Annotated in this window: 20 protein-coding genes; 18 read left to right on the top strand and 2 right to left on the bottom strand. The window is 65.4% G+C overall.

Annotation, left to right across the window (positions count from 1 at the left end; genetic code table 11):
- Position 1: 1 nt before the first annotated feature.
- From murJ to F8237_RS14585, 4 genes are all read left to right on the top strand, one after another.
- Complete coding sequence (gene murJ / locus F8237_RS14570; protein ID WP_151645602.1) at positions 2 to 1,552, top strand: murein biosynthesis integral membrane protein MurJ; 1,551 nt, start codon at positions 2 to 4, stop codon at positions 1,550 to 1,552.
- A gap of 74 nt (positions 1,553 to 1,626) precedes the next feature.
- On the top strand, positions 1,627 to 2,679 hold the full coding sequence (gene trpS, locus F8237_RS14575) for a tryptophan--tRNA ligase (RefSeq protein ID WP_151645604.1): 1,053 nt from the start codon (positions 1,627 to 1,629) through the stop codon (positions 2,677 to 2,679).
- A 109-nt stretch (positions 2,680 to 2,788) separates the two neighbouring features.
- Complete coding sequence (locus F8237_RS14580; RefSeq protein WP_162006053.1) at positions 2,789 to 3,283, top strand: universal stress protein; 495 nt, start codon at positions 2,789 to 2,791, stop codon at positions 3,281 to 3,283.
- Positions 3,284 to 3,439: 156 nt separating this feature from the next.
- The gene (locus F8237_RS14585) at positions 3,440 to 4,009 is read left to right on the top strand and encodes a NifU family protein (protein ID WP_151645608.1); all 570 of its coding nucleotides are present in this window, start codon (positions 3,440 to 3,442) and stop codon (positions 4,007 to 4,009) included.
- A gap of 118 nt (positions 4,010 to 4,127) precedes the next feature.
- Here F8237_RS14585 and F8237_RS14590 read toward each other — a convergent pair whose 3' ends face one another.
- Positions 4,128 to 5,813 (bottom strand): methyl-accepting chemotaxis protein, encoded by a 1,686-nt coding sequence (locus tag F8237_RS14590; protein WP_167527476.1) that lies wholly within the window; start codon positions 5,811 to 5,813, stop codon positions 4,128 to 4,130.
- Between the two features lie 313 nt (positions 5,814 to 6,126).
- On the opposite strand from F8237_RS14590, the gene tsaB reads away from it, so the two are divergent.
- From tsaB to trmB, 12 genes are all read left to right on the top strand, one after another.
- Positions 6,127 to 6,819 carry a tRNA (adenosine(37)-N6)-threonylcarbamoyltransferase complex dimerization subunit type 1 TsaB gene (gene tsaB, locus F8237_RS14595; RefSeq protein ID WP_151645610.1) on the top strand — a complete coding sequence of 231 codons (693 nt, stop codon included), beginning with the start codon at positions 6,127 to 6,129 and terminating at the stop codon, positions 6,817 to 6,819.
- The gene (gene rimI / locus F8237_RS14600; RefSeq protein WP_151645612.1) at positions 6,816 to 7,301 is read left to right on the top strand and encodes a ribosomal protein S18-alanine N-acetyltransferase; all 486 of its coding nucleotides are present in this window, start codon (positions 6,816 to 6,818) and stop codon (positions 7,299 to 7,301) included. Before tsaB ends, rimI begins: the two co-directional genes overlap by 4 nt.
- A 38-nt stretch (positions 7,302 to 7,339) precedes the next feature.
- On the top strand, positions 7,340 to 7,795 hold the full coding sequence (locus F8237_RS14605; protein ID WP_014438677.1) for a Fur family transcriptional regulator: 456 nt from the start codon (positions 7,340 to 7,342) through the stop codon (positions 7,793 to 7,795).
- Positions 7,796 to 7,799: 4 nt separating this feature from the next.
- Positions 7,800 to 8,480 (top strand): HAD family hydrolase, encoded by a 681-nt coding sequence (locus tag F8237_RS14610; protein ID WP_151645614.1) that lies wholly within the window; start codon positions 7,800 to 7,802, stop codon positions 8,478 to 8,480.
- Positions 8,481 to 8,681: 201 nt separating this feature from the next.
- Positions 8,682 to 10,079 carry a tRNA (N6-isopentenyl adenosine(37)-C2)-methylthiotransferase MiaB gene (miaB, locus tag F8237_RS14615; RefSeq protein ID WP_151645616.1) on the top strand — a complete coding sequence of 466 codons (1,398 nt, stop codon included), beginning with the start codon at positions 8,682 to 8,684 and terminating at the stop codon, positions 10,077 to 10,079.
- Between the two features lie 64 nt (positions 10,080 to 10,143).
- Positions 10,144 to 11,139: a PhoH family protein gene (locus F8237_RS14620; protein ID WP_151645618.1), complete on the top strand. Its 996-nt coding sequence runs from the start codon at positions 10,144 to 10,146 to the stop codon at positions 11,137 to 11,139.
- An 82-nt stretch (positions 11,140 to 11,221) separates the two neighbouring features.
- Complete coding sequence (gene ybeY / locus F8237_RS14625) at positions 11,222 to 11,710, top strand: rRNA maturation RNase YbeY (RefSeq protein ID WP_374761637.1); 489 nt, start codon at positions 11,222 to 11,224, stop codon at positions 11,708 to 11,710.
- 1 nt (position 11,711) lies between these two features.
- Positions 11,712 to 12,830: a hemolysin family protein gene (locus F8237_RS14630; RefSeq protein ID WP_162006055.1), complete on the top strand. Its 1,119-nt coding sequence runs from the start codon at positions 11,712 to 11,714 to the stop codon at positions 12,828 to 12,830.
- Positions 12,827 to 14,440, top strand: coding sequence for an apolipoprotein N-acyltransferase (gene lnt, locus F8237_RS14635; protein WP_151645625.1), 1,614 nt, complete (start codon positions 12,827 to 12,829; stop codon positions 14,438 to 14,440). The genes F8237_RS14630 and lnt overlap by 4 nt, the downstream gene beginning before the upstream one ends.
- Positions 14,441 to 14,672: 232 nt before the next feature.
- Positions 14,673 to 15,086, top strand: a complete 414-nt coding sequence (locus tag F8237_RS14640; protein ID WP_151645627.1) for a helix-turn-helix domain-containing protein — start codon at positions 14,673 to 14,675, stop codon at positions 15,084 to 15,086.
- Between the two features lie 84 nt (positions 15,087 to 15,170).
- Entirely contained in the window at positions 15,171 to 16,328 is a 1,158-nt protein-coding gene (locus F8237_RS14645) for a M20 family metallopeptidase (protein WP_151645629.1), read from the top strand.
- Positions 16,325 to 17,035: a tRNA (guanosine(46)-N7)-methyltransferase TrmB gene (gene trmB, locus F8237_RS14650; RefSeq protein WP_151645631.1), complete on the top strand. Its 711-nt coding sequence runs from the start codon at positions 16,325 to 16,327 to the stop codon at positions 17,033 to 17,035. Before F8237_RS14645 ends, trmB begins: the two co-directional genes overlap by 4 nt.
- On the opposite strand, the gene F8237_RS14655 is transcribed toward trmB, so the two are convergent.
- Positions 17,032 to 18,114, bottom strand: coding sequence for a DUF2336 domain-containing protein (locus tag F8237_RS14655; RefSeq protein ID WP_151645633.1), 1,083 nt, complete (start codon positions 18,112 to 18,114; stop codon positions 17,032 to 17,034). The genes trmB and F8237_RS14655 overlap by 4 nt on opposite strands.
- A gap of 359 nt (positions 18,115 to 18,473) precedes the next feature.
- Between F8237_RS14655 and rimP the strand changes: the two genes are divergently transcribed.
- Entirely contained in the window at positions 18,474 to 19,250 is a 777-nt protein-coding gene (gene rimP / locus F8237_RS14660; RefSeq protein WP_151645635.1) for a ribosome maturation factor RimP, read from the top strand.
- Positions 19,251 to 19,252: 2 nt separating this feature from the next.
- Complete coding sequence (gene nusA, locus F8237_RS14665) at positions 19,253 to 20,863, top strand: transcription termination factor NusA (RefSeq protein WP_151645637.1); 1,611 nt, start codon at positions 19,253 to 19,255, stop codon at positions 20,861 to 20,863.
- The last annotated feature ends 10 nt before the right edge of the window (positions 20,864 to 20,873 follow it).

Here is a 20,873-nt window from a genome sequence, read left to right on the forward strand (position 1 = left end):
GATGATCCGCTCCTTCCTGACCGTCTCGACGGGAACACTGGCCTCGCGGCTGCTGGGTTTTGCCCGCGACTCCCTGATCGCGGCGCTGCTCGGCACCGGCGCGGTGGCGGATGCGTTTCTGGCGGCATTCCAGCTCGTCAATGTGGTCCGCCGTCTGCTCAGCGAAGGGGCGCTGAATGCGGCCCTGATCCCGGCCTGGCTGCACATCCGTGACCGCGACGGCGAGGCGGCCGCCTCCGCCTTCGCCGGCCGCGTGCTCGGCACGGTCAGCACCGCCCTGATCGCGGTCTCGGTCGTCATTGCGTTCCTGATGCCGCTGATCATCACGATCATTGCACCAGGATTCATCGGCAGCAGCACGCTCGATCTCGCCGTCGCGAACGCGCGGCTGATGCTGCCCTATCTCGCTTTCGCCGGTCCTGTCACGGTGCTGATGGGCCTGCTCAACGCACAAGGGCGATTTGCACTCACTGCGTTCTCGCCGCTGCTGTTCAATATCGCGCTGATCGCCGCGATCGCGACGCTGCTGTTGTGGCACGCCGATGCGACCTTCGCCGCGTGGATGCTGGCGGCCACCGTGGGCGCCGCCGGCCTGTTGCAACTCGCGATGCTGCTGTCGCAGCGGAGCGGGCGCCTCGCAACGCCGCTGCGGATGAGCTTCGACAAGGAGATGCGCGGCTTCTTCGCCAAGGCCATTCCCGGCATGATCGCAAGCTCCGGTCCGCAATGGCTGATGGTGGCCGGCGCGATCATCGCCTCCGCCACGCCGTCCGCCGTCTCCTGGCTCTATTTCGCCAACCGGCTGATCGAGCTGCCGCTCGGCATCGTCGGCGTCGCCATGGGCACGGTGCTGGTGCCGGAGCTGACGCGCGCGGTGAGCACCGGCGACCGCGATGCGGTGGCGCATGCGGAATCGCGTGCGCTGGAACTTGCGACCGGGCTCGCACTGCCAGCCACGCTTGGCCTGATCGTGCTGGCCGAGCCGATCGTGCGGCTCCTGTTCCAGCATGGCGCCTTCGGCGCGGCGGACAGCCTCGCAACCGCGCATGCGCTGATGTGGCTGGCGCTGGGGCTGCCGGCCCACGTGCTGATCAAGGCGCTGTCGCCGGCCTTCTATGCCCGCAGCGACACGATGACGCCGCTGCTCGCAACGACGAAAGGATTCGTGGTCGCGGTCGCGCTCGCGGTCCTGCTCGGTCATTATTTCGGCGCGAGCGGGATCGCCGCCAGCATCGCGGCCGGCGCCTGGAGCAGCGCGCTTTCGCTGCTCCGCAGGGGCACGCGCGAATTCGGCTTCTCGGTCGATGCGGCCGCGCGACAACGGCTGCCGCGGATCGTGCTTGCCGCCGTGGCGATGGGCGCGCTGCTCTGGCTGACGATGGGCCTGATGCCTGCCGAGGCGCATGGCCTGATCAGGTTCGTTGCGCTGGGCTTCCAGATCGCGGCCGGCATCGGCGTCTATGGCCTGCTCCTGCAAATCCTGGGCGTCGCCTCCCTGCGCGAGGCGGCGGCCGCCCTGAAGCGACCTGCCACACGCGATCCGCGCGCCTGAGCCCCGCGAATTACCCTTGACGGGGCAGCGCCGCTGTTGGAAACGACGCCGGCTACCCCTTAGGAAAGCTTGCCATGCCATTCGTTGAACGGGTTTTTTCGGGCGTCCAGCCGACGGGCAATCTGCACCTCGGCAATTATCTCGGCGCGATCGTCAACTTCGTGAAGATGCAGGACACCCACAACTGCATCTATTGCGTCGTCGACATGCACGCGATCACGCAAGGGGTGGACGTCTGGGGCGGACCGGTCGAGCTGGCGCGCAACACCCGCGAGGTGACCGCGGCGTTCATCGCCGCCGGAATCGATCCGAAGAAGCACATCGTGTTCAACCAGAGCCAGGTGTCGGGCCATGCCGAGCTCGCCTGGATCTTCAACTGCGTCGCGCGCATGGGCTGGCTCGGCCGCATGACCCAGTTCAAGGAGAAGGCCGGCAAGGACCGCGAGAACGCGTCCGTCGGCCTGTTCGACTATCCCGTGCTGATGGCGGCCGACATCCTGCTGTACCGCGCCACCCACGTGCCGGTCGGCGAGGACCAGAAGCAGCATATGGAGCTCTCGCGCGACATCGCGCAGAAGTTCAACAATGATTTCGGCGACTCGATCCGCAACCTCGGCGCCAATGACGGCCTGTTCTTTCCGCTGCCGGAACCGCTGATTCAGGGGCCCGCGACGCGCGTGATGAGCTTGCGCGACGGCACCAAGAAGATGTCGAAGTCGGATCCGTCCGACAACTCGCGCATCAATCTGACCGACGACGCCGACACCATCGCGCAGAAGGTGCGCAAGGCGAAGACCGATCCGGAGCCGTTGCCGACCGAAGAGAAGGGCCTGGAGCCGCGCCCCGAGGCCGACAATCTCGTCGGCATCTTTGCCGCGCTCTCCGGCCGCACCAAGGCCGACGTGCTGCGCGAATTCGGCGGCGGCCAGTTCTCCAGCTTCAAGAACGCGCTGGTGGAGCTGTGCGTGACGAAACTTTCGCCGATCGCCGGCGAGATGAAGCGCCTCGTCGCCGACCCCGGCCATATCGACGCCATCCTCAACGACGGCGCCGACCGTGCCCGCGCGATCGCCGACGAGACCATGAAGCTCTCCAAGGACATCGTCGGCTTCATCCGCCGGCGCTGATTGCCGCAATCGCAACCCCCCGGCCAGCGCCACGGCGCCGGCCGCTTCTCCTCTCCCCAACGTTGCGGGAGTGTGGCAGCATGCAACCCGTGCACATTCCGGGACATGCATGACCAGCAAGCGACTTTGCTTCGAGCCGGGTCACAAGCCCAAATGCCTCGTCATCGTCGACGATACCGCCGAATGGGATCGTGCGGTGTATTACGCCAGCCGCTGGGCGATCCGCGCCGGCGGCGGCGTGGTGATGCTGCGCATCATCGAGCCCGACGAGCAGAACCAGGAATGGCTGGGGGTCGCCGACATCATGCGCGCCGAGGCGCATGAAGCGGCGGAAGCCGCGCTCGACCGCGCCGCCGGCCGCGCCAACGGCATCGCCGCGATCACGCCGGAACGGGTGATCCGCGAAGGCGCCGCGATGGAACAGCTGCTGGCGGTGATCGACGAGGACCCCGACATCGCCATGCTGGTGCTGGCCGCGAGCCCGGGCGCGGAAGGGCCAGGGCCGCTGGTTTCGCTGCTGGCACACGCGCTGGGCACGTTCCCGGTGCCGGTGACGGTCATTTCCGGCGCACTGAGCGACCAAAGCGTGGATTCGCTGTCGTAGCTCCTGCCTACCCTCCCCTGGAGGGTAGGCAGCGTCCTAACCCACTGAAACCTATGGACGAATTTGCTACGCCCCCTTGACCGTGCGTTCGCCGTCGCCATCTGCTAATTGATAGCTCACGCGCCGGCCTTGAACCGGCGACGTCTGGAGAAAACAATGTTCATTCAAACCGAAGCCACCCCCAATCCCGCCACGCTGAAATTCATTCCCGGCCGCGTCGTGGTCGACGGCGGCCCGATGGAATTTCCCAGCCGCGAATCGGCGACGCGTTCGCCGCTGGCCGAAAAGCTGTTCGACGTGCCCGGCGTCACCGGCGTGTTCTACGGATCGGACTTCATCACCGTGACCAAGGCGAACGGTGAATGGCAGCAGCTCAAGCCCGCGATCCTCGGTGCCATCATGGAGCACTACATGTCCGGCGCGCCGCTGCTCGCCGACGGCGCGGCTGCTGGCCATGCCGATCTCGGCGACGAGGACGAGTTCTTCGACGAGGCCGACGCCGAGACGGTCGACATGATCAAGGATCTGATCGAGACCCGCGTGCGGCCTGCCGTCGCCAATGACGGCGGCGACATCACATTCCGCGGCTTCAAGGACGGGATCGTCTATCTCAACATGAAGGGCTCGTGCGCCGGCTGCCCGTCATCGACCGCGACGCTCCAGCACGGCATCCAGAATTTGCTGAAGCATTTCGTGCCCGACGTGGTCGAAGTCCGGCCGATGTGACGACGAAGTCGTCATTCCGGGGCGGTCCGTAGGACCGAGCTCCGGCGCGCAATTTGCGCGCCCGAGAATCTCGAGATTCCGGGTCTGGTGCTAACGCACCATCCCGGAATGACCGTGCCTACGCCGCCTGGCCGATGCTCGCGGCTTCTTCCGCCGCCTTGCGCATGCTCGCCGACATCTCGTTGGTGACGGTGCTCTGCTCTTCGACGGCGGCAGCGGTTGACGACACGTACTCGCTGACGCCCTGGATCGCGCCCCTGATCGATTCCAGCGCGGCGACGACGTCGACCGAGATGCCGTTGAGATTGCTGATCTCCTGCTCGATCTTGTCGGCCGCCTGCTTGGCCTGATTGGCGAGATTCTTCACCTCCGACGCAACCACCGCAAATCCGCGACCGGCCTCGCCGGCACGGGCGGATTCGATGGTGGCATTCAGCGCCAGCAGATTGATCTGGCCGGTGATGTTGCCGATCAGCTGGACGATCATGCTCATCGATTCGGCCGCCTGCGTCAGCCGGTGGGCCTGCTGGTCCGCCGCCTCGACCCGGCCGACTGCGGTCGACGCGGTCTCGCGCGAGCGCGTCATCGCTTCCGCGATCTCGCGCACCGAGGCGTTGAGCTCCTCGGCGCCAGCGGCGACCGATTCCATCATGTCGCGCACCTTCTCGCTGCGCTTGCGCGCGATCACCTGGGCGGTGGTGTCGGACGCGTATTTCACCACCTTGAACGGCTTGCCATTGAGATCGCGGATCGGATTGTAGGAGGCCTGGATAAAGACCTGGCGACCGCCCTTGCCGATGCGCAGATATTCGCCGGACTGGAATTCGCCGGCGTTCAGCCTGGTCCAGAAATCGCGATAGGCCTCGCTCTCGCGTTCGTCGTGCGGCACGAACATGCTGTGGTGCTTGCCGACGATCTCGGGCAGCGCATAACCGAGCGCACCGAGGAAGTTTTCGTTGGCCGTCAGCACCTTGCCGTCCATGTCGAACTCGATCACGGCCTGCGACTTGCCGATCGCCTCGATCTGCCCGGCGAAGTTCGCGTTCGTCAGCTTCTGCGCGCTGACGTCGGTGGCGAACTTCACCACCTTGAACGGCTTGCCGGCCTCGTCGAGGATCGGATTGTAGGAAGCGAGGATCCAGACCTCCTTGTCCCCTTTGCCGAACCGCTTGTACTCGCCGGACTGGAACTCGCCGCGCGCCAGCTTCGCCCAGAACTCACGATAAGCGCCGCTGTCGCGCTCGCCGGCGCCGACAAACATGCTGTGGTGCTTGCCCTGGATCTCGTCGAGCCGGTAGCCCACCGTGCTCAGGAAGTTCTCGTTGGCCGTGATGATGGTGCCGTCGAGATTGAACTCGATCACCGCCTGGGCACGACCAATCGCAGAGATCTTTCCGGCGTCCTCCAGGCTGCGAATCTTGCGCGCGGTGATGTCGGTGGCGAACTTGACGACCTTCACGGGCTTGCCGGCCTCGTCGACGATCGGATTGTAGGACGCCTGGATCCAGATTTCCCGCCCGCCCTTGCCGAGCCGCTTGTACTCGGCGGATTGATATTCGCCGCGGCCAAGACGCGTCCAGAACTCACGATAGGCCACACTGCTGCGCTGGTCCGGCATCACGAACATGCTGTGGTGCTTGCCCTGGATCTCCTCGAGCCGATAGCCCATCGCGTCCAGAAAGTTCTGGTTGGCGGTGATGATGGTGCCGTCGAGATTGAACTCGATCACCGCCTGCGACCTGCCGAGCGCCATGACCTGAGCCAATGCCTCCCGCGCCGAGGCGCCGCTACGCCAAAAAAACATCAATGAAATCCCTTCGCAAATGCCCGGACCGCGCGTGGCCTGGTCCGCCAAAATGCATCGTCCAAGTCGTCGTTGACTTGCTTTCCCGCTATGCACGGAAGCTGGCATTTGATTGCTAATGCTTTCTTAAAATGACAATATTTCAATGACTTAGCCATCCCAGAAGTTGCAGATGCATGCAGTCGCTTCAAAAATGGGGCACGAAGATTCCGCCAGATTCCCGCTCACGTAGAATTACGGAGGCGATCATGCGCCTGTCGAGAAATCAAACTTGGGCTGGTTCGACCGCGGCGGAACCGACTAAGCTGCTTCGATGCTGATCCTTGCCATCGATACCGCGCTGGAGGCGTGCGCGGCCGCCGTTCTCGACACCGACGCCGGCGAGCTCCTCGCGCGGGAGCAGCTCCTCATGAAGCGCGGCCACGCCGAAGCGCTGATGCCGATGATCGCGCGCGTCATGAAGTCCGCCGATCTCGCCTTTACCTCGCTCGACCGCATCGCCGTCACCGTCGGTCCGGGAAGCTTCACCGGATTGCGCGTCGGCATCTCGGCGGCGCGCGGACTTGCGCTGGCGGCGAAGCGTCCGGCCGTCGGGCTGACGACGTTGTCGGCCTATGCCGCCGCCATCGTCGGTCAGAGCGGAACGGCGCCGGTGATATCCGCCATCGATGCGCGGCACGATCACGTCTATTTCCAGATCGTCGCCGGCGACGGCAGCCAGCTGGTGCGGCCGGGCGTCGCCCCCATCGACGAGGCGATCGCGGCCTCGAAATTCGGCGCGCCGCATCTGGTCGGAGATGGCGCAAGACTCCTCGCCGATCGCTGGCCGAAGGATGCGCCGCAACCTGTCACGGTCGACGCGCAGCCCGCGCCCGACATCAGCTGGGTCGCATGGCTCGGCGCAGCCGCCGATCCCGAGACAAATCCGGCACGGCCGTTCTATCTGAAGGCGCCCGACGCAAAGCCGACCGCAGCGCCGCCGCTCGCACAAGCCGCAAGCTCATGATGAGATGGTTTTCGGAATGGTGGCGCGGCGGCACGCCCGTCGTCGAACCCGGCTCCGCGCGCGACGCGCTGCGGCTCGCGCAGCTTCACGGCCAGTCCTTCGCTCACGGCTGGGGCGAAGGCGAGTTCGAGGCCATGCTCGGCGAGCGCAACACGCTCGTCCATCGCCTGCGCCTCGGCCGCAGGGTCATCGGCTTCGCGGTGTCGCGGATCGGCGCGGACGAAGCGGAAATTCTCTCGATCGCGGTCGACCAGGCCCATCGCGGCCGCGGCCTCTCCCGCATGCTGCTGATGACCCATCTCGGTCATCTCGCCGGGCGCGGCGTGCGCACGATATTTCTGGAGGTCGAGGAGAACAACCAGCCGGCACGGCGGCTCTATGACAGGGCCGGATTCGTGGTGGTCGGACGCCGCGAACGCTACTATAAGCAGCCCAACGGGGAACAATTGAATGCACTTCTGATGCGACGTGACTTGTCGTAATATCGATGGCAGAAAGCGCCCCGTCAGGCAGACAACACATGACTGGACTTAAACCTTCCACCGCATCCAAGGCGTCCGGCATCGAGGCACGCTGTGCCGCGACCGGCATGCGCATGACCGAGCAGCGCCGCGTCATCGCCCGCGTGCTCGCGGAGGCGATCGACCATCCCGATGTCGAGGAGCTTTACCGGCGCTGCGTCGCCGTCGACGACAAGATCTCGATCTCGACGGTCTACCGCACCGTCAAGCTGTTCGAGGATGCCGGCATCATCGAACGCCACGATTTCCGCGAGGGCCGCGCGCGCTACGAGACGATGCGCGACAGCCACCATGACCACCTCATCAATCTGCGCGACGGCAAGGTGATCGAGTTCACCTCCGAAGAGATCGAGAAGCTGCAAGCGGAGATCGCCCGCAAGCTCGGCTACAAGCTGGTCGATCACCGGCTCGAGCTGTATTGCGTCCCGCTCGACGACGACAAGCCGACGTCTTAGTTTCGTGCCGATAGACCTCATCATCTTCGATTGCGACGGCGTGCTCGTGGACAGCGAGGTGATCTCCTGCCGCACGCATGCGGATGTGCTGACGAAGCACGGCTATCCGATCACCTCGGAGCAGGTGTTCGAGCGCTTTCTCGGCCGCTCGACAAAACAGGCCAATCTGGAGATCGAAACCGAGCTCGGCCGCAAGCTGCCCGAAGCCTATCATGGCGATCTGCAGGACGAGCTGTTTCGCTCGTTCGAGGCCGACCTCGAAGCGATCCGCGGCATCCATGACGTGCTCGATGTCGTGACGCAGCGCGTCTGCGTCGCCTCGAGCGGCTCGCACCAGCGCATGCAGGTGAGCCTGGGGAGCACCGGCCTCTATGACCGCCTCGCGCCAAACATCTTTTCGGCCTCGCAGGTGAAGAACGGCAAGCCGGCACCGGATCTGTTCCTGTTCGCGGCCAGGGAGATGGGCGTGCCCCCCGCACGCTGTGTCGTCATCGAGGACAGCCTTGCCGGCATCGCCGGCGCCCGGGCGGCCGGCATGACCGTGTTCGGCTTTTGCGGCGGCAGCCATTGCGGGGACGGCCATGCCGAGACCCTGCGCCAGGCCGGCGCCGACCTGACCTTTGCCGATATGCATCAATTGCCGGAGCTGGTCCGGCGGGTCGGGGCGGACGCTCTGGCGGGCTAGCCATTGCTGTCATTCCGGGGCGATGTGTAGCATCGAACTATGGTGCGCCCTTGCGCACCTGAGAATCTCGCCCCAAAACCTCTGGATTCCGGCTTCGCCCGCTATACGGGCGCCCCGGAATGACCGTTTGGCCCCATTCGCTGGATTTTCGCTGCTCCAGCCTATATCTCAGGGCCGTCCTCCAGCTCCATTCCGGGTTCCATGACGCCGCCGCGCAAGCTGCACATCAAATCTTATGGCTGCCAGATGAACGTCTACGATGCCCAGCGCATGGTGGACACTCTGGCTCCGGAAGGATTCGTGGAGACCGCCAGCGCCGAGGACGCCGACCTCGTCATCCTCAACACCTGCCATATCCGCGAGAAGGCCTCCGAAAAGGTCTATTCCGAGCTCGGCCGGCTGCGCGTCGCCAAGGACGAGGCCGCGCGCGGGGGCCGCACGATGCAGATCGCAGTCGCCGGCTGCGTGGCGCAGGCCGAGGGTGGAGAGATCACGCGCCGCGCGCCCGTCGTCGACGTCGTGGTCGGCCCGCAGAGCTATCATCACCTTCCGGAGCTTCTGAAGCGAGCGCGCGATGAGGGCCGCGCGATCGAGACCGAATTTCCCGCAGCCGACAAATTCGGCTTCCTGGCCCAGCCCAAGCCCGCCGCGATCCGCGCACGCGGCATTTCCGCTTTCGTCACGGTGCAGGAAGGCTGCGACAAGTTCTGCACCTTCTGCGTCGTGCCCTATACGCGCGGCGCCGAGGTCTCGCGCCCCGTCGCGAAGATCATCGACGACGTGAAGCGGCTGGCCGACAACGGCGTGCGCGAGCTGACCCTGATCGGGCAGAACGTCAACGCCTATCACGGCGAGGGGCCGGACGGAAAAAGCTGGCCGCTCGGCCGGTTGCTCGAGCATCTGGCAAAGATTCCCGGCATCGCCCGGCTGCGTTATTCGACCAGCCATCCCCGCGACGTCGACGACAGTTTGATTGCAGCCCATCGCGATCTCGGCCAGCTGATGCCGTTCGTGCACCTGCCGGTCCAGTCGGGCTCGGACCGGGTTTTGGCCGCCATGAACCGGAAACATACCGCCGATGATTACCGGCGGGTCGTCGACCGTTTCCGGGCCGCGCGCCAAGACATTGCTTTTTCATCAGATTTTATCGTGGGCTTCCCCGGCGAAAGCGAGCAAGATTTTCTCGCCACACTCGCGCTTGTCACGCAAATCGGCTACGCTGCGGCTTATTCGTTCAAATACTCCGCCCGGCCGGGAACGCCGGCTGCGGACATGCAGGAGACGGTGTCCCCCGCCGAGATGGACCAGCGATTGGAGCGGCTCCAGGAACTGATCGACAGCCAGCAATCGGCCTTCAACAAGGCTGCGATTGGCTCAACGGTCGATGTGCTGTTCGAACGTCCGGCGCGCAGGGACGGCCAGATCGTCGGCCGCACCGCTTTCCTTCAGCCCGCCCATGTGATTGCCTCGCCCGACATCATCGGACAAATCCTGCCGGTGCGGATCGACAGCCTCGAACGCTACAGCTTCCTCGGTGAGCTCGCCACACCGCGCGTTGCGCGCGAGCCCGCTTTTTCGCCCATAGCCACTGGAGCCTGAACCCTTGCCAAAAAGTGCATCGGATTCGTCTTCTATCGCTCCCAGCCGCAAATTCGACCGCGACATGCAAGTACCGCCCGAGACCCAGGTCGTCATCGACTTCGACGACAATCGCGCGGCGTCCGCGCTGGTCGGCCCCTACGGCCAGCACCTGGCGCAGATCGAGCGGCGGCTCGGCGTCGTCGTCGATTCCAAGGGCAACCACATCACCATCGGCGGTTCGCGCGACGGCTGCGATGCCGCCCGCCGCGTGCTGGAGACGCTCTACGCCCAGGCCGTGAAGGGACAGGATCTCGACCAGGGCGAGGTCGAGGGCGCGATCCGTGCGGTGATCGCCCAAGGCTCGCTATTCGAGTTCGACGCCAAGTCGGCCAAGTCGACCTTCGACAGCATCAATTTGCGCAAGCGCCCGGTGCGCGCGCGCACGGCGGCGCAGGATTCCTACATCCGGGCGCTGAAGCGCCACGAACTGGTGTTCGGCATCGGTCCCGCCGGCACCGGCAAGACCTGGCTCGCGGTGGCGCACGCCGCGCAGCTGTTCGAGCGCAAGGAGGTCGACAAGATCATCCTGTCGCGCCCGGCGGTGGAAGCCGGTGAGCGGCTCGGCTTCCTGCCCGGCGACCTCCGCGAGAAGGTCGATCCCTATCTGCGCCCGATCTACGACGCACTCTATGATCTCATGGATGCACGCATCGTCGAGCGCGCACTGCAGACCGGCGAGATCGAGATCGCGCCGCTGGCCTTCATGCGCGGCCGCACGCTGACCAACGCCGCCATCATCCTGGACGAGGCGCAGAACACCACATCGATGCAGATGAAGATGTTCCTGACCCGTCTTGGCGAGAACAGCCGCATGATCGTGACGGGCGATCCCTCGCAGATCGACCTGCCGAACGGCCAGACCTCGGGCCTCGCCGAGGCGACCCGGCTGCTGAGCGGCGTCGAAGGCATTGCGCAAGTTCATTTCAAGGCCGAGGACGTGATCCGCCACGAACTCGTGGCGCGGATCGTCTCCGCCTATGAAGGGCAGCCGCAGCGGCCGGCCGCCGGTAAATTCTGACGAGACAACAGCCGGATCATACGGGCGCGGACGCAGGCGCCTTTCGTTCCGAACAAAGAGAATGTCACACCCCAACCTTCCCATGACCGAGGTCCTTGTCGTTGCCGATTGCTGGCAGCGCGAGCCCGATTCCGAAGCCGTGATCCAGCGCGCCGTTGCGGCCGCCGCCGAAACTGTCGACGAGGACGTCGCGGGCGCGGAAGTGGCCGTGATGCTGACCGATGATGCCGGCATCCGCACCCTCAACAGCAACTGGCGCGGCCTCGACAAGCCGACCAACGTCCTGTCGTTTCCCGCGCTCCAGCCGGAGGCCGAATGGAAGCCGGGCGATGCGCCGCGCATGCTCGGCGACATCGCGATCGCCTACGAGACCATGCGGCGCGAGGCGGACGAGGAACACAAGCCGTTCGATCATCATTTGAGCCATCTCGCCGTGCATGGTTTCCTGCATCTGATCGGCTTCGACCACGAGAACGACGACGAGGCGGAGGAGATGGAAGCGCTGGAGACGCAGATCCTGGCTCATCTCGGCATCCCCGACCCCTATGCAGACCGTGCAGGGACGCATTGAGATGCCGGATTCCGAACCGATCCACGACAATCCGCGCGATACGCCCAATCTGCCGGCCGTAGTGACGTCAGGCGAGGTGCTGCGCCCGACCGCGGACGGCTGGCTGCTCCGCGCCATCCGGACGCTGTTCGGCTGGAAGGCCGGATCGGTGCGCGACGACCTCCAGGTCGTGCTCGACGCCACGACGCCCGACGACACCGGCTTCTCGACCGTCGAGCGCACCATGCTGCGCAACATCCTCGGCCTGCACGAGCGCCGGATCGCCGACGTCATGGTGCATCGCGCCGACATCATCGCTGTGAAGCGCGACATCCCGCTTGGCGAATTGATGGACCGCTTCGAAAGCGCCGGCCATTCGCGCCTGGTCGTTTACAACGAGACCCTCGACGATCCCGTCGGCATCGTCCACATCCGCGACCTGCTTGCCTACATGACCGCGCGGGCGCGCGTGTCGGACGCCACCAAGACGAAGCGCAAGAAACCGCTGCCGGCCGGACTCGACCTGCGCACGGTCGATCTGGCGCTGCCGCTGCAGGATGCGCGCATCATCCGCAAGCTGCTTTACGTGCCGCCGTCGATGCGGGCGATCGACCTGCTCGCGCAGATGCAGGCCACGCGCATTCATCTGGCGCTGGTCGTCGACGAATATGGCGGCAGCGACGGGCTGGTTTCGCTCGAGGACATCGTCGAACAGATCGTCGGCGAGATCGACGACGAACACGACAGCGACGAGCCGCCCTCGATCGTGCGTCTGCCCGACAACGCCTTCATCGCCGATGCCCGCGCCAGCCTCGACGACGTCCGCACGGTGATCGGCGAGGATTTCGTCACCGGCGAGGCCGGCGAGGAAGTCGAGACGCTCGGCGGCTATCTCGTCAGCTTCGTCGGCCGTCTGCCGGTGCGCGGCGAGGTGATCTCGGGCCCCGGCAATTACGAGATCGAGGTGCTCGATGCCGATCCGCGCCGCGTCAAGCGGCTGCGCATCTCGACGCGGAAGGAACGCGCCGCGCCGCGCACCCAGCGCGAAAGCCGCCGCCGCGAGACCACGCCGGAGAGCGGCCAGCCGCCGTCCAGCGACACGCCCACCCCGCCGCCGAGCGACGGGGCCGGCCCGCAGTGAGCCCGTTCCAGCGCCTTCGGCAGATCGCCCTCGCCATCATCCTCGCCTGGGGATGGAAGCGCGCGCTCATCGCGACGGGGTGCGGCGCGCTGTCGGTGCTGGCGCTGGCGCCGTTCAACATCTTTCCGGTGCTGTTCGTCACCTTGCCTGTGATGGTCTGGCTGATCGACGGCGCAGGTGCCGGACGATATGGCGGCGTCCCCGTCGCGGCACTGACCGGCTATTGTTTCGGGCTCGGCTATTTCGTGCCCGGCCTCTACTGGATCGGCTACGCGTTCTTCGTCGATGCCGATGTGTTCGCGTGGCTGACGCCGTTCGCTGTTCTCGGCCTGCCGGCCTATCTCTCGATCTTCACGGCGCTCGGATTTGCCTTGGCCCGCCTGCTCTGGACCAAGGATGCCACGCGCATTCTCGCACTCGCGGCGAGCCTCACAATTGCCGAATGGCTGCGCGGTCACGCGCTGACCGGCTTTCCCTGGAATGCGTTCGGCTATGCGCTGTCCGAGCCTCTGCCGCTGGCGCAGACGGCGTCGTTGATCGGCCTCTGGGGCATGACGTTCGTCGCGATCGCGATCTTCGCCAGCCCCGCAGCGCTGATCGACCGCACGCCTGATCGCCGCCCGGCGTGGCGCGCGCCGGCTGCTGCGATTGCACTCCTGATCGTGATGAGCATCTTCGGCGCGATCCGCCTGTCGCTGCATCCGACCACGATGGTCGCGGGCGCCAAGCTACGCCTGATGCAGCCGGACCTCCAGCAGGACGCAAAGTTCAACTACGCCGCCAAGGCGGACGTGATGAAGAAATACCTGGCGCTGTCGGACCGCGCCTCCGGACCGCAATCGACCGGCGTGCGCGATGCCACCATCCTGATCTGGCCGGAATCCGCCTTTCCGTTCTTCCTGACCCGCGAAGCCGATGCGATGGCCGAGATCGCCGAACTGCTGCCGAAGGGCACGGTGCTGATCACGGGTTCAGTCCGCGCACCCGACTTGCCGCGCGGCACGCCGATCACGCGCGCATATAATTCGATTTACGTCATCGATCACGACGGCAGCGTGCTCTCGGTCTACGACAAGCTGCACCTCGTGCCGTTCGGTGAATTTCTGCCCTACCAGGACCTGATGGAGAAGCTCGGCTTCGAGCAACTGACGCGCATGCGCGGCGGCTTCATTCCCGGCACCGTGCGGCACGCGCTGCCGGTGCCCGGCGTACCACCCGCGCTGCCGCTGATCTGTTACGAAGCCATCTTTCCCGGTGAGGTTGCCGGGCGCAACGAACGCCCAGGCTGGATCGTGAACCTCACCAATGACGGTTGGTTCGGCATCTCGACCGGTCCCTATCAGCATCTGGAGCAGGCACGGATGCGCGCAATCGAACTCGGACTGCCGCTGGTCCGCTCCGCCAACACGGGTGTCTCGGCGGTGATCGATCCGGTCGGGCGCACCGTTGCAAGCCTTGGCCTCGGGGTCGAGGGCATTTTGGATGCAAGCCTGCCTGCCGCAATCCCACCGACCGTCTATGCGCGGGTCGGCGACGTGCCTGCAGCCATGCTCGTCGCGCTGGCTGTGTTTTTGGCGGTCAGGCGACGTGTTGCCAAACGGCATCCGTAATCACACCGTCGCTAGCGGTTTTCGGTCGATGCGACCGGAATCCTTTGACAACCGTAGTCCCACGGTTGACAGACTGCACGCGGCCTCCTCATTCTGCACCCGCTGCAAAAGACAGTGGGCATTGCTAAATTTCTCCGCAATGTTCCCCAATAACAGGGTTTGATTTTTACGTTGCTTGCACCTGAGGCATTCTCTTCGATTGCGCCGACGGTGATGTTTGGAGGCTCAGGAAATGTCGAAAGCGCCCAACCCTGTTGACAAATATGTCGGCAGCCGCGTGCGCATGCGCCGCATCATGTTGGGCATGAGCCAGGAAAAGCTCGGTGAAGCTTTGGGCCTGACTTTCCAGCAGATCCAGAAGTACGAGAAGGGCACGAATCGCGTCGGCGCGAGCCGCATCCAGCAGATCGCCGAGATTCTGCAGGTGCCGGTGTCGTTCCTGTTCGAAGGCGGGCCGAGCGGCGTGGCCGGAACGGACGGCTTCGCGGAAGGCGCTTCGCCCTCTTACGTCTCGGACTTCCTCGCGACCTCCGAAGGTCTCGCGCTGACCAAGGCGTTCACGCGAATCACCGATTCGAAGATGCGGCGCTCGATCGTCGATCTCGTCGAGCAGATCGCGGCTCGCGAAGGTCCCGACAAGCGCTGACTGCCACCGCTGTCCGATTTGTGACAGCGCCAAATCTGGCCTATGTCGTCATTTGCGGCCGCGCTTTGATGCGCGCCCTTTCCGATGATGCGGTTCAAAGGCACAGATGCGCTCATGACCAACGCCAATTGGTTCGATTCTCAAACTATTCTCGACGGCATCCGGCGCTGGGTGGAGATCGAGACGCCGACGGAAGCGCCTGAACAAGTCAACAAGCTGATCTCCTTGGTCGCGGCGCTATATCGCGATCTGCCGGTCACGCTCGAACGCATCGCCGGCGTCGACGGCTGCGGTGATCATCTCGTTGCGCGCACGACCTGGGGCCAGGACCTGCCGGGCATTCTGGTGCTGAGCCACCTCGACACCGTTCATCCCATGGGATTCATCGAGCGCCTGCCGTTCAAGGTCGAAGGCGACAGCGCGTTCGGCCCCGGCATCTACGACATGAAGGGCGGCGCCTACATCGCCCACCACGCTTTTCGCGCGCTTTGCGCCACCTCCGATCGCTCGCCGCTCGGCATCACCCACGTCTTCACCTCCGACGAGGAGATCGGCAGCCCCACCTCTCGCGCGCTGATCGAGAAGGAAGGGCGCAGGGCCAAATACGTTCTGGTGACGGAGCCCGCGCGCGACGGCGGCAAGATCGTCACCGGGCGCAAGGGCGTCGGGAGATTCGAAGTGTTCATCAAGGGCGTGCCCGCGCATGCCGGCACGCGGCCCCAGGACGGCCGCAGCGCGAACCGCGAGCTCGCCAACGTGATCCTGGCACTGGAGGGAATGAACGATCTGGAGCGCGGCGTCACCGTCAATGTCGGCGTGGTGCGCGGCGGCACGCGCCCCAACGTCACGCCGGAAGAGGCTCATGCCGAAATCGATCTGCGCGTCCCGAGCTTCACCGATGCGGAAGAATTCGTCGGCAGGATCCTCGGGCTGACGTCGAAGACGGAAGGTGTCACCGTCAAGGTCACGGGCGCGCTCAATCGTCCGCCCTACGAGAAGAACAATTCCGGCGCCTCGCTGTACGAGCACGCAAGGACGCTTGCCGCCGAGATCGGCTTCGAGCTGATCGACACCCACACCGGCGGCGGCTCGGACGGCAATTTCACGGCCGCGCACACCGCGACGCTCGACGGGCTCGGCGTCGACGGCAAGGGCGCGCACACCCATTATGAGCAACTCTACGTCTCGTCGCTCGAACCGCGGGCGCGGCTGCTGCATCGCCTGTACCAGACGCTGCGATGAGCGAACGCAAATCAGATCCCGAGCGCGACGACGGCGAGCGCGCCTTCTTCGGGCGCCGCAAGGGCCATAAGCTCAGGCAGCACCAGGCCGAGCTGATCGATCATCTGCTGCCGCATCTTGCGCTCGACATCGACGGTGAGGCGCCGGCCAATGCCGGCGAGATCTTCGATCCCGCAGCGGACGAGGTGCGGCTCGAGATCGGCTTCGGTGGCGGCGAGCATCTTGCGGCCGAGGCGCAAGCCTTCCCCGGGACCGGCTTCATCGGCTGCGAGCCCTATGTCAACGGCATGGCGAAGATCCTCGCGCAGATCGAGGCCGCCAACATCGCCAACATCCGCCTGTTCGCGGGCGACGCCGCCGAACTGCTGGCCTGGCTGCCGCAGGCCTCGCTGTCGCGGATCGACCTGATCCATCCCGATCCCTGGCCGAAGCGGCGGCACTGGAAGCGGCGCTTCGTCCAGGACCGGACGATCGCGGCGATGGCGCGCGTCTTGAAGGTGGGCGGCGAATTCCGCTTCGTTTGCGACATCGACGATTACTGCGCCTGGACGCTGTCGCATCTGTCGCGCTCGCCGGACTTCCGATGGCTCGCCGAACGCGCCGACGATTTCCGGCTGCCGTGGAACGGCTACACCATGACGCGCTACGGCCGGAAGGCCACGCGCGAAGGGCGCAAGGCGGCGTATCTGCGCTTCAGGAGGATCTAGATCGTCCGCCGGTTGCGCCAGAATTTCACGACGCGCTCGGCCGTCGCCGGCATCAGGCGCGTGAAGTTCACGCGCGCCTGTTCAAGATCGGCATCCGCTGGCGCGCGATTCGGGCCGTACCACATCAGGATCAGTGCACGCACCGTGGGCCAGCCGAGATTCAGCATCCGCCCCAAAATCAGAATTGGATCGTAGCGATCGCCCGCGATCAGGCGGTCGAGAACCGAGAGGCGGACGCCGGCCATCGCCGAGAGCGAGGCGATCGACTCCTCGTATTTGTGCGCCTTGGCAAAGCTGAGCAGCGCGCTCTCGCCGAGATGCCCGCCGCGATGCAAGGCGAGCACGGTGCGCTGTGCCGCCGAGAAATCACGCCGCGGCCCGGGCGGCAGAGCGGCCTCCTCGATCGCGGACATGGCGCGCTTGATCTCGACCTGCCGCGCCGGATTGACCACGCGCGAGAGGCGGCGGCGGATCACGTCGAGCGTGCCGTTGAGAAGCTCCTTCAGGTGCTCGCCCGAAAGATCGTCGCGCTGGCCGATCTTGAGCGTCAGCACGCCGTCCTGTGCCGCACGCTTGATCAGCTCGGAATAGCTGCCGGGCGAGAACACCGCGCCGGCATTGCCGGCCGCGCGCCGCACCACGTCGCGATCGCCACGCTCGACCAGCACGTCGGTGACGACGGCCGGCAAGGCGGGGCGCTCCGTCATCGCCAGCAAATGACCCTGGCCCTTCAACCGTGCGATCTCGACCAGGGCGGCTTCGTCGAGCACGGGCGAGTGGCGCAGCACGGGGCCCGCCACCATGATCTCGTTTTCGCGCGCGAGCTGGGTCACCAGATGCGGCGGCGCGTTGTCCAGGCGCGAGAAGCGTTCGGCAAGATCGACCCGCGAGGCCAGCTCGGCATGCGGGACGAGATCGATCAGGAGATTGTCGAACAGCTCGATGAGATCGGGACGGAGCCTTGCGGCATCGTGGAAGAACAGATCGGAGATGGCGCGCGCGATCTCGCCGCGACGCCGGGGATCACCGCGTTTGACGATATCGTCCAGTCCGGGAATGAGCGACGTGGCAACGGTCATGAAACTCAACTCGAACAGGGCACGCCGCGGGTGCGCCCTTGATCCAAGCCGCCCCGCAATCAGGGAATCTAGGCCTGCTTGATGAAGGAAGCGTTGCGCGAGGGGCCGCGGACCGGGCGCAAAAAGCCTCGTCCTGCCTGCGATGGGCCTTGTCCGGGAGGACGGAAAGGGCTATATCAGCGCCAATTCATCTTCTCATACGATCCGCGTAGTGAGAGTGGGCCCGAAAGGACCCGCTCTTTTTTATTACCTGAGCGCGGCTTGGCGGAAGATACGGCCTGACGCGTTGTCGGGAAAGTTCCGAAGCGGGCTTTGCAGTCGTAACCAAGCCTTAACCATCGAGCGCCTTGACCCTGGATATGACCGAACCGACCACTGGTTCCACGGATGCCGAGTTGCTGGCCGAGCCGAGGCTCGTCGTCGAGCCGGGCGTGGCGGCACGGGTATCCGCGGTCGCGGCGCCCGTGCTCGAGGGCATGGGTTATCGCCTGGTGCGGATCCGCATTTCCGGGGAATCCGGCTGCACGGTGCAGATCATGGCCGAGCGGCCGGACGGCTCGATGCAGCTCGAGGATTGCGAGGCGATCTCGCGGGCGCTGTCGCCCGTGCTCGATGTCGCCGATCCCATCGATCGCGCCTATCGCCTGGAGATTTCCTCGCCGGGGATCGATCGGCCCCTGGTGCGTCGCTCGGATTTCGAGCGGTATTTGGGCCATCTGGTGAAAGTCGAGATGGCCGTCGCCCATGAGGGGCGGAAGCGGTTCCGTGGCAAGATCGGTGCCGTCGAGGGCGACCGCGTGCATCTGCATCGCGACGACGTCAAGTCGGGCGACGAGATCGACGTTCTCCTGACGATGGAGGATATCGGCGAGGCGCGGCTGGTGCTGACCGACGAGCTGATCGCGGAGTCGATGCGCCGCGGCAAGGCCCAGGCGCGCGAGATGCGCCGCAATCTCGGCCTGGAGCCGCCGGCGGCGCCGCATGCCAGCATCAGCGAGAAAACGACCAAGAACACCAAGCCGCAAAAGAAGCCGGCACCGACGCAAAAAAAGCCGGCTCCGACCAATACGAAGAAACATCGCCTTGCCGCCGATCGCGCGCGGCGGGGCGAGATCGAGCCTGACGAAGGAGACTAGCCATGGCAGTCAGCGCCAATCGACTTGAGTTGCTCCAGATCGCCGACGCCGTTGCGCGCGAGAAATCGATCGACCGCGGCATCGTCATCGCGGCGATGGAGGACGCCATCGCCAAGGCCGCGCGGGCCCGATACGGCAGCGAGACTGACGTTCACGCCGAGATCGACCCCAAGAAGGGCGAGTTGCGGCTGTCGCGCCACATGCTGGTCGTCGAGAAGGTCGAGAACCATTCCAACCAGATCTCGCTGGTGGACGCGCAGCGCGCCAATCCCGGTGCCCAGGTCGGCGACACCATCGCCGACACCCTGCCGCCGCTGGAATACGGTCGCATCGCCGCGCAGTCGGCCAAGCAGGTGATCGTGCAGAAGGTGCGCGAGGCCGAGCGTGACCGGCAGTACCAGGAATTCAAGGACCGCATCGGCGACATCGTCAACGGCGTCGTCAAGCGCGTCGAATATGGCAGCGTGATCGTCGACCTCGGCCGCGGTGAAGCCATCATCCGCCGCGACGAGATGCTGCCGCGCGAAGTCTTCCGCAACGGCGACCGCGTCCGCGCCTATATCTTCGATGTCCGCCGCGAGACCCGCGGTCCCCAGATCTTCCTCTCCCGCACTCATCCGCAGTTCATGGCGAAGCTGTTCGCGCAGGAAGTGCCGGAAATCTACGACGGCATCGTCGAGATCAAGGCGGTGGCCCGCGATCCGGGCTCGCGCGCGAAAATCGGCGTGATTTCCCGCGATTCCTCGGTCGATCCGGTCGGCGCCTGCGTCGGCATGCGCGGCTCGCGCGTGCAGGCCGTGGTGAACGAACTGCAGGGCGAGAAGATCGACATCATTCCTTGGTCGCCCGACATCGCGACCTTCGTGGTCAACGCGCTGGCGCCGGCCGAAGTCTCCAAGGTCGTCATCGACGAGGACCGCGAGCGCATCGAAGTCGTCGTGCCCGACACCAACAACCAGCTCTCGCTGGCGATCGGCCGCCGCGGCCAGAACGTGCGTCTGGCCTCGCAGCTCACCGGCTGGGACATCGACATCCTGACCGAGCAGGAGGAATCGGAGCGCCGCCAGGCCGACTTCGAGAACTCCACCCGCGTCTTCATGGAATCGCTCAACGTCGACGAAGTGGTCGGCCAGCTGCTGGCGTCCGAAGGCTTCACCTCGGTCGAGGAGCTCGCCATGGTGGACCTCAAGGAGCTCGCCGGCATCGAGGGCTTCGACGAGGAGACCGCGCAGGAGCTCCAGAACCGTGCCCGCGAATATCTCGAGCAGCAGGAAGCCGAGATCGAGGCCAAGCGCAAGGAGCTCGGTGTCGAGGACGCCGTCAAGGACGTGCCGGGCGTGACCTCGAAGATGCTGGTGAAATTCGGTGAGAACGACATCAAGACGGTCGACGACCTCGCTGGCTGCGCCACTGACGATCTGGTCGGCTGGACCGAGCGCAAGGAAGGCGGCGAACAGACCAAGTTCCCCGGCGCGCTCGATGGCCTCGAGATCTCCCGCGACGACGCCGAAGCCATGATCATGCAGGCCCGCGTCAAGGCCGGCTGGATCACCGAAGCCGATCTCGCCAAGCCGGCCGAAGAGGCCGAGGCGGCTGAAGATCAGCCGGCTTAAGGGCCAAGGA

Source organism: Bradyrhizobium betae (assembly GCF_008932115.1).
In the GTDB taxonomy this organism is placed as follows: domain Bacteria; phylum Pseudomonadota; class Alphaproteobacteria; order Rhizobiales; family Xanthobacteraceae; genus Bradyrhizobium; species Bradyrhizobium betae.

Excerpts from the sequence above, each read along its gene's own strand:
- murJ (WP_151645602.1), top strand. The coding sequence starts at position 2 with ATGATCCGCTCCTTCCTGACCGTCTCGACGGGAACACTGGCCTCGCGG.
- trpS (WP_151645604.1), top strand. The coding sequence starts at position 1,627 with ATGCCATTCGTTGAACGGGTTTTTTCGGGCGTCCAGCCGACGGGCAAT.
- F8237_RS14580 (WP_162006053.1), top strand. The coding sequence starts at position 2,789 with ATGACCAGCAAGCGACTTTGCTTCGAGCCGGGTCACAAGCCCAAATGC.
- F8237_RS14585 (WP_151645608.1), top strand. The coding sequence starts at position 3,440 with ATGTTCATTCAAACCGAAGCCACCCCCAATCCCGCCACGCTGAAATTC.
- F8237_RS14590 (WP_167527476.1), bottom strand. The coding sequence starts at position 5,813 with ATGTTTTTTTGGCGTAGCGGCGCCTCGGCGCGGGAGGCATTGGCTCAG.
- tsaB (WP_151645610.1), top strand. The coding sequence starts at position 6,127 with ATGCTGATCCTTGCCATCGATACCGCGCTGGAGGCGTGCGCGGCCGCC.
- rimI (WP_151645612.1), top strand. The coding sequence starts at position 6,816 with ATGATGAGATGGTTTTCGGAATGGTGGCGCGGCGGCACGCCCGTCGTC.
- F8237_RS14605 (WP_014438677.1), top strand. The coding sequence starts at position 7,340 with ATGACTGGACTTAAACCTTCCACCGCATCCAAGGCGTCCGGCATCGAG.
- miaB (WP_151645616.1), top strand. The coding sequence starts at position 8,682 with ATGACGCCGCCGCGCAAGCTGCACATCAAATCTTATGGCTGCCAGATG.
- F8237_RS14620 (WP_151645618.1), top strand. The coding sequence starts at position 10,144 with ATGCAAGTACCGCCCGAGACCCAGGTCGTCATCGACTTCGACGACAAT.
- ybeY (WP_374761637.1), top strand. The coding sequence starts at position 11,222 with ATGACCGAGGTCCTTGTCGTTGCCGATTGCTGGCAGCGCGAGCCCGAT.
- F8237_RS14630 (WP_162006055.1), top strand. The coding sequence starts at position 11,712 with ATGCCGGATTCCGAACCGATCCACGACAATCCGCGCGATACGCCCAAT.
- F8237_RS14640 (WP_151645627.1), top strand. The coding sequence starts at position 14,673 with ATGTCGAAAGCGCCCAACCCTGTTGACAAATATGTCGGCAGCCGCGTG.
- F8237_RS14645 (WP_151645629.1), top strand. The coding sequence starts at position 15,171 with ATGATGCGGTTCAAAGGCACAGATGCGCTCATGACCAACGCCAATTGG.
- trmB (WP_151645631.1), top strand. The coding sequence starts at position 16,325 with ATGAGCGAACGCAAATCAGATCCCGAGCGCGACGACGGCGAGCGCGCC.
- F8237_RS14655 (WP_151645633.1), bottom strand. The coding sequence starts at position 18,114 with ATGACCGTTGCCACGTCGCTCATTCCCGGACTGGACGATATCGTCAAA.
- rimP (WP_151645635.1), top strand. The coding sequence starts at position 18,474 with ATGACCGAACCGACCACTGGTTCCACGGATGCCGAGTTGCTGGCCGAG.
- nusA (WP_151645637.1), top strand. The coding sequence starts at position 19,253 with ATGGCAGTCAGCGCCAATCGACTTGAGTTGCTCCAGATCGCCGACGCC.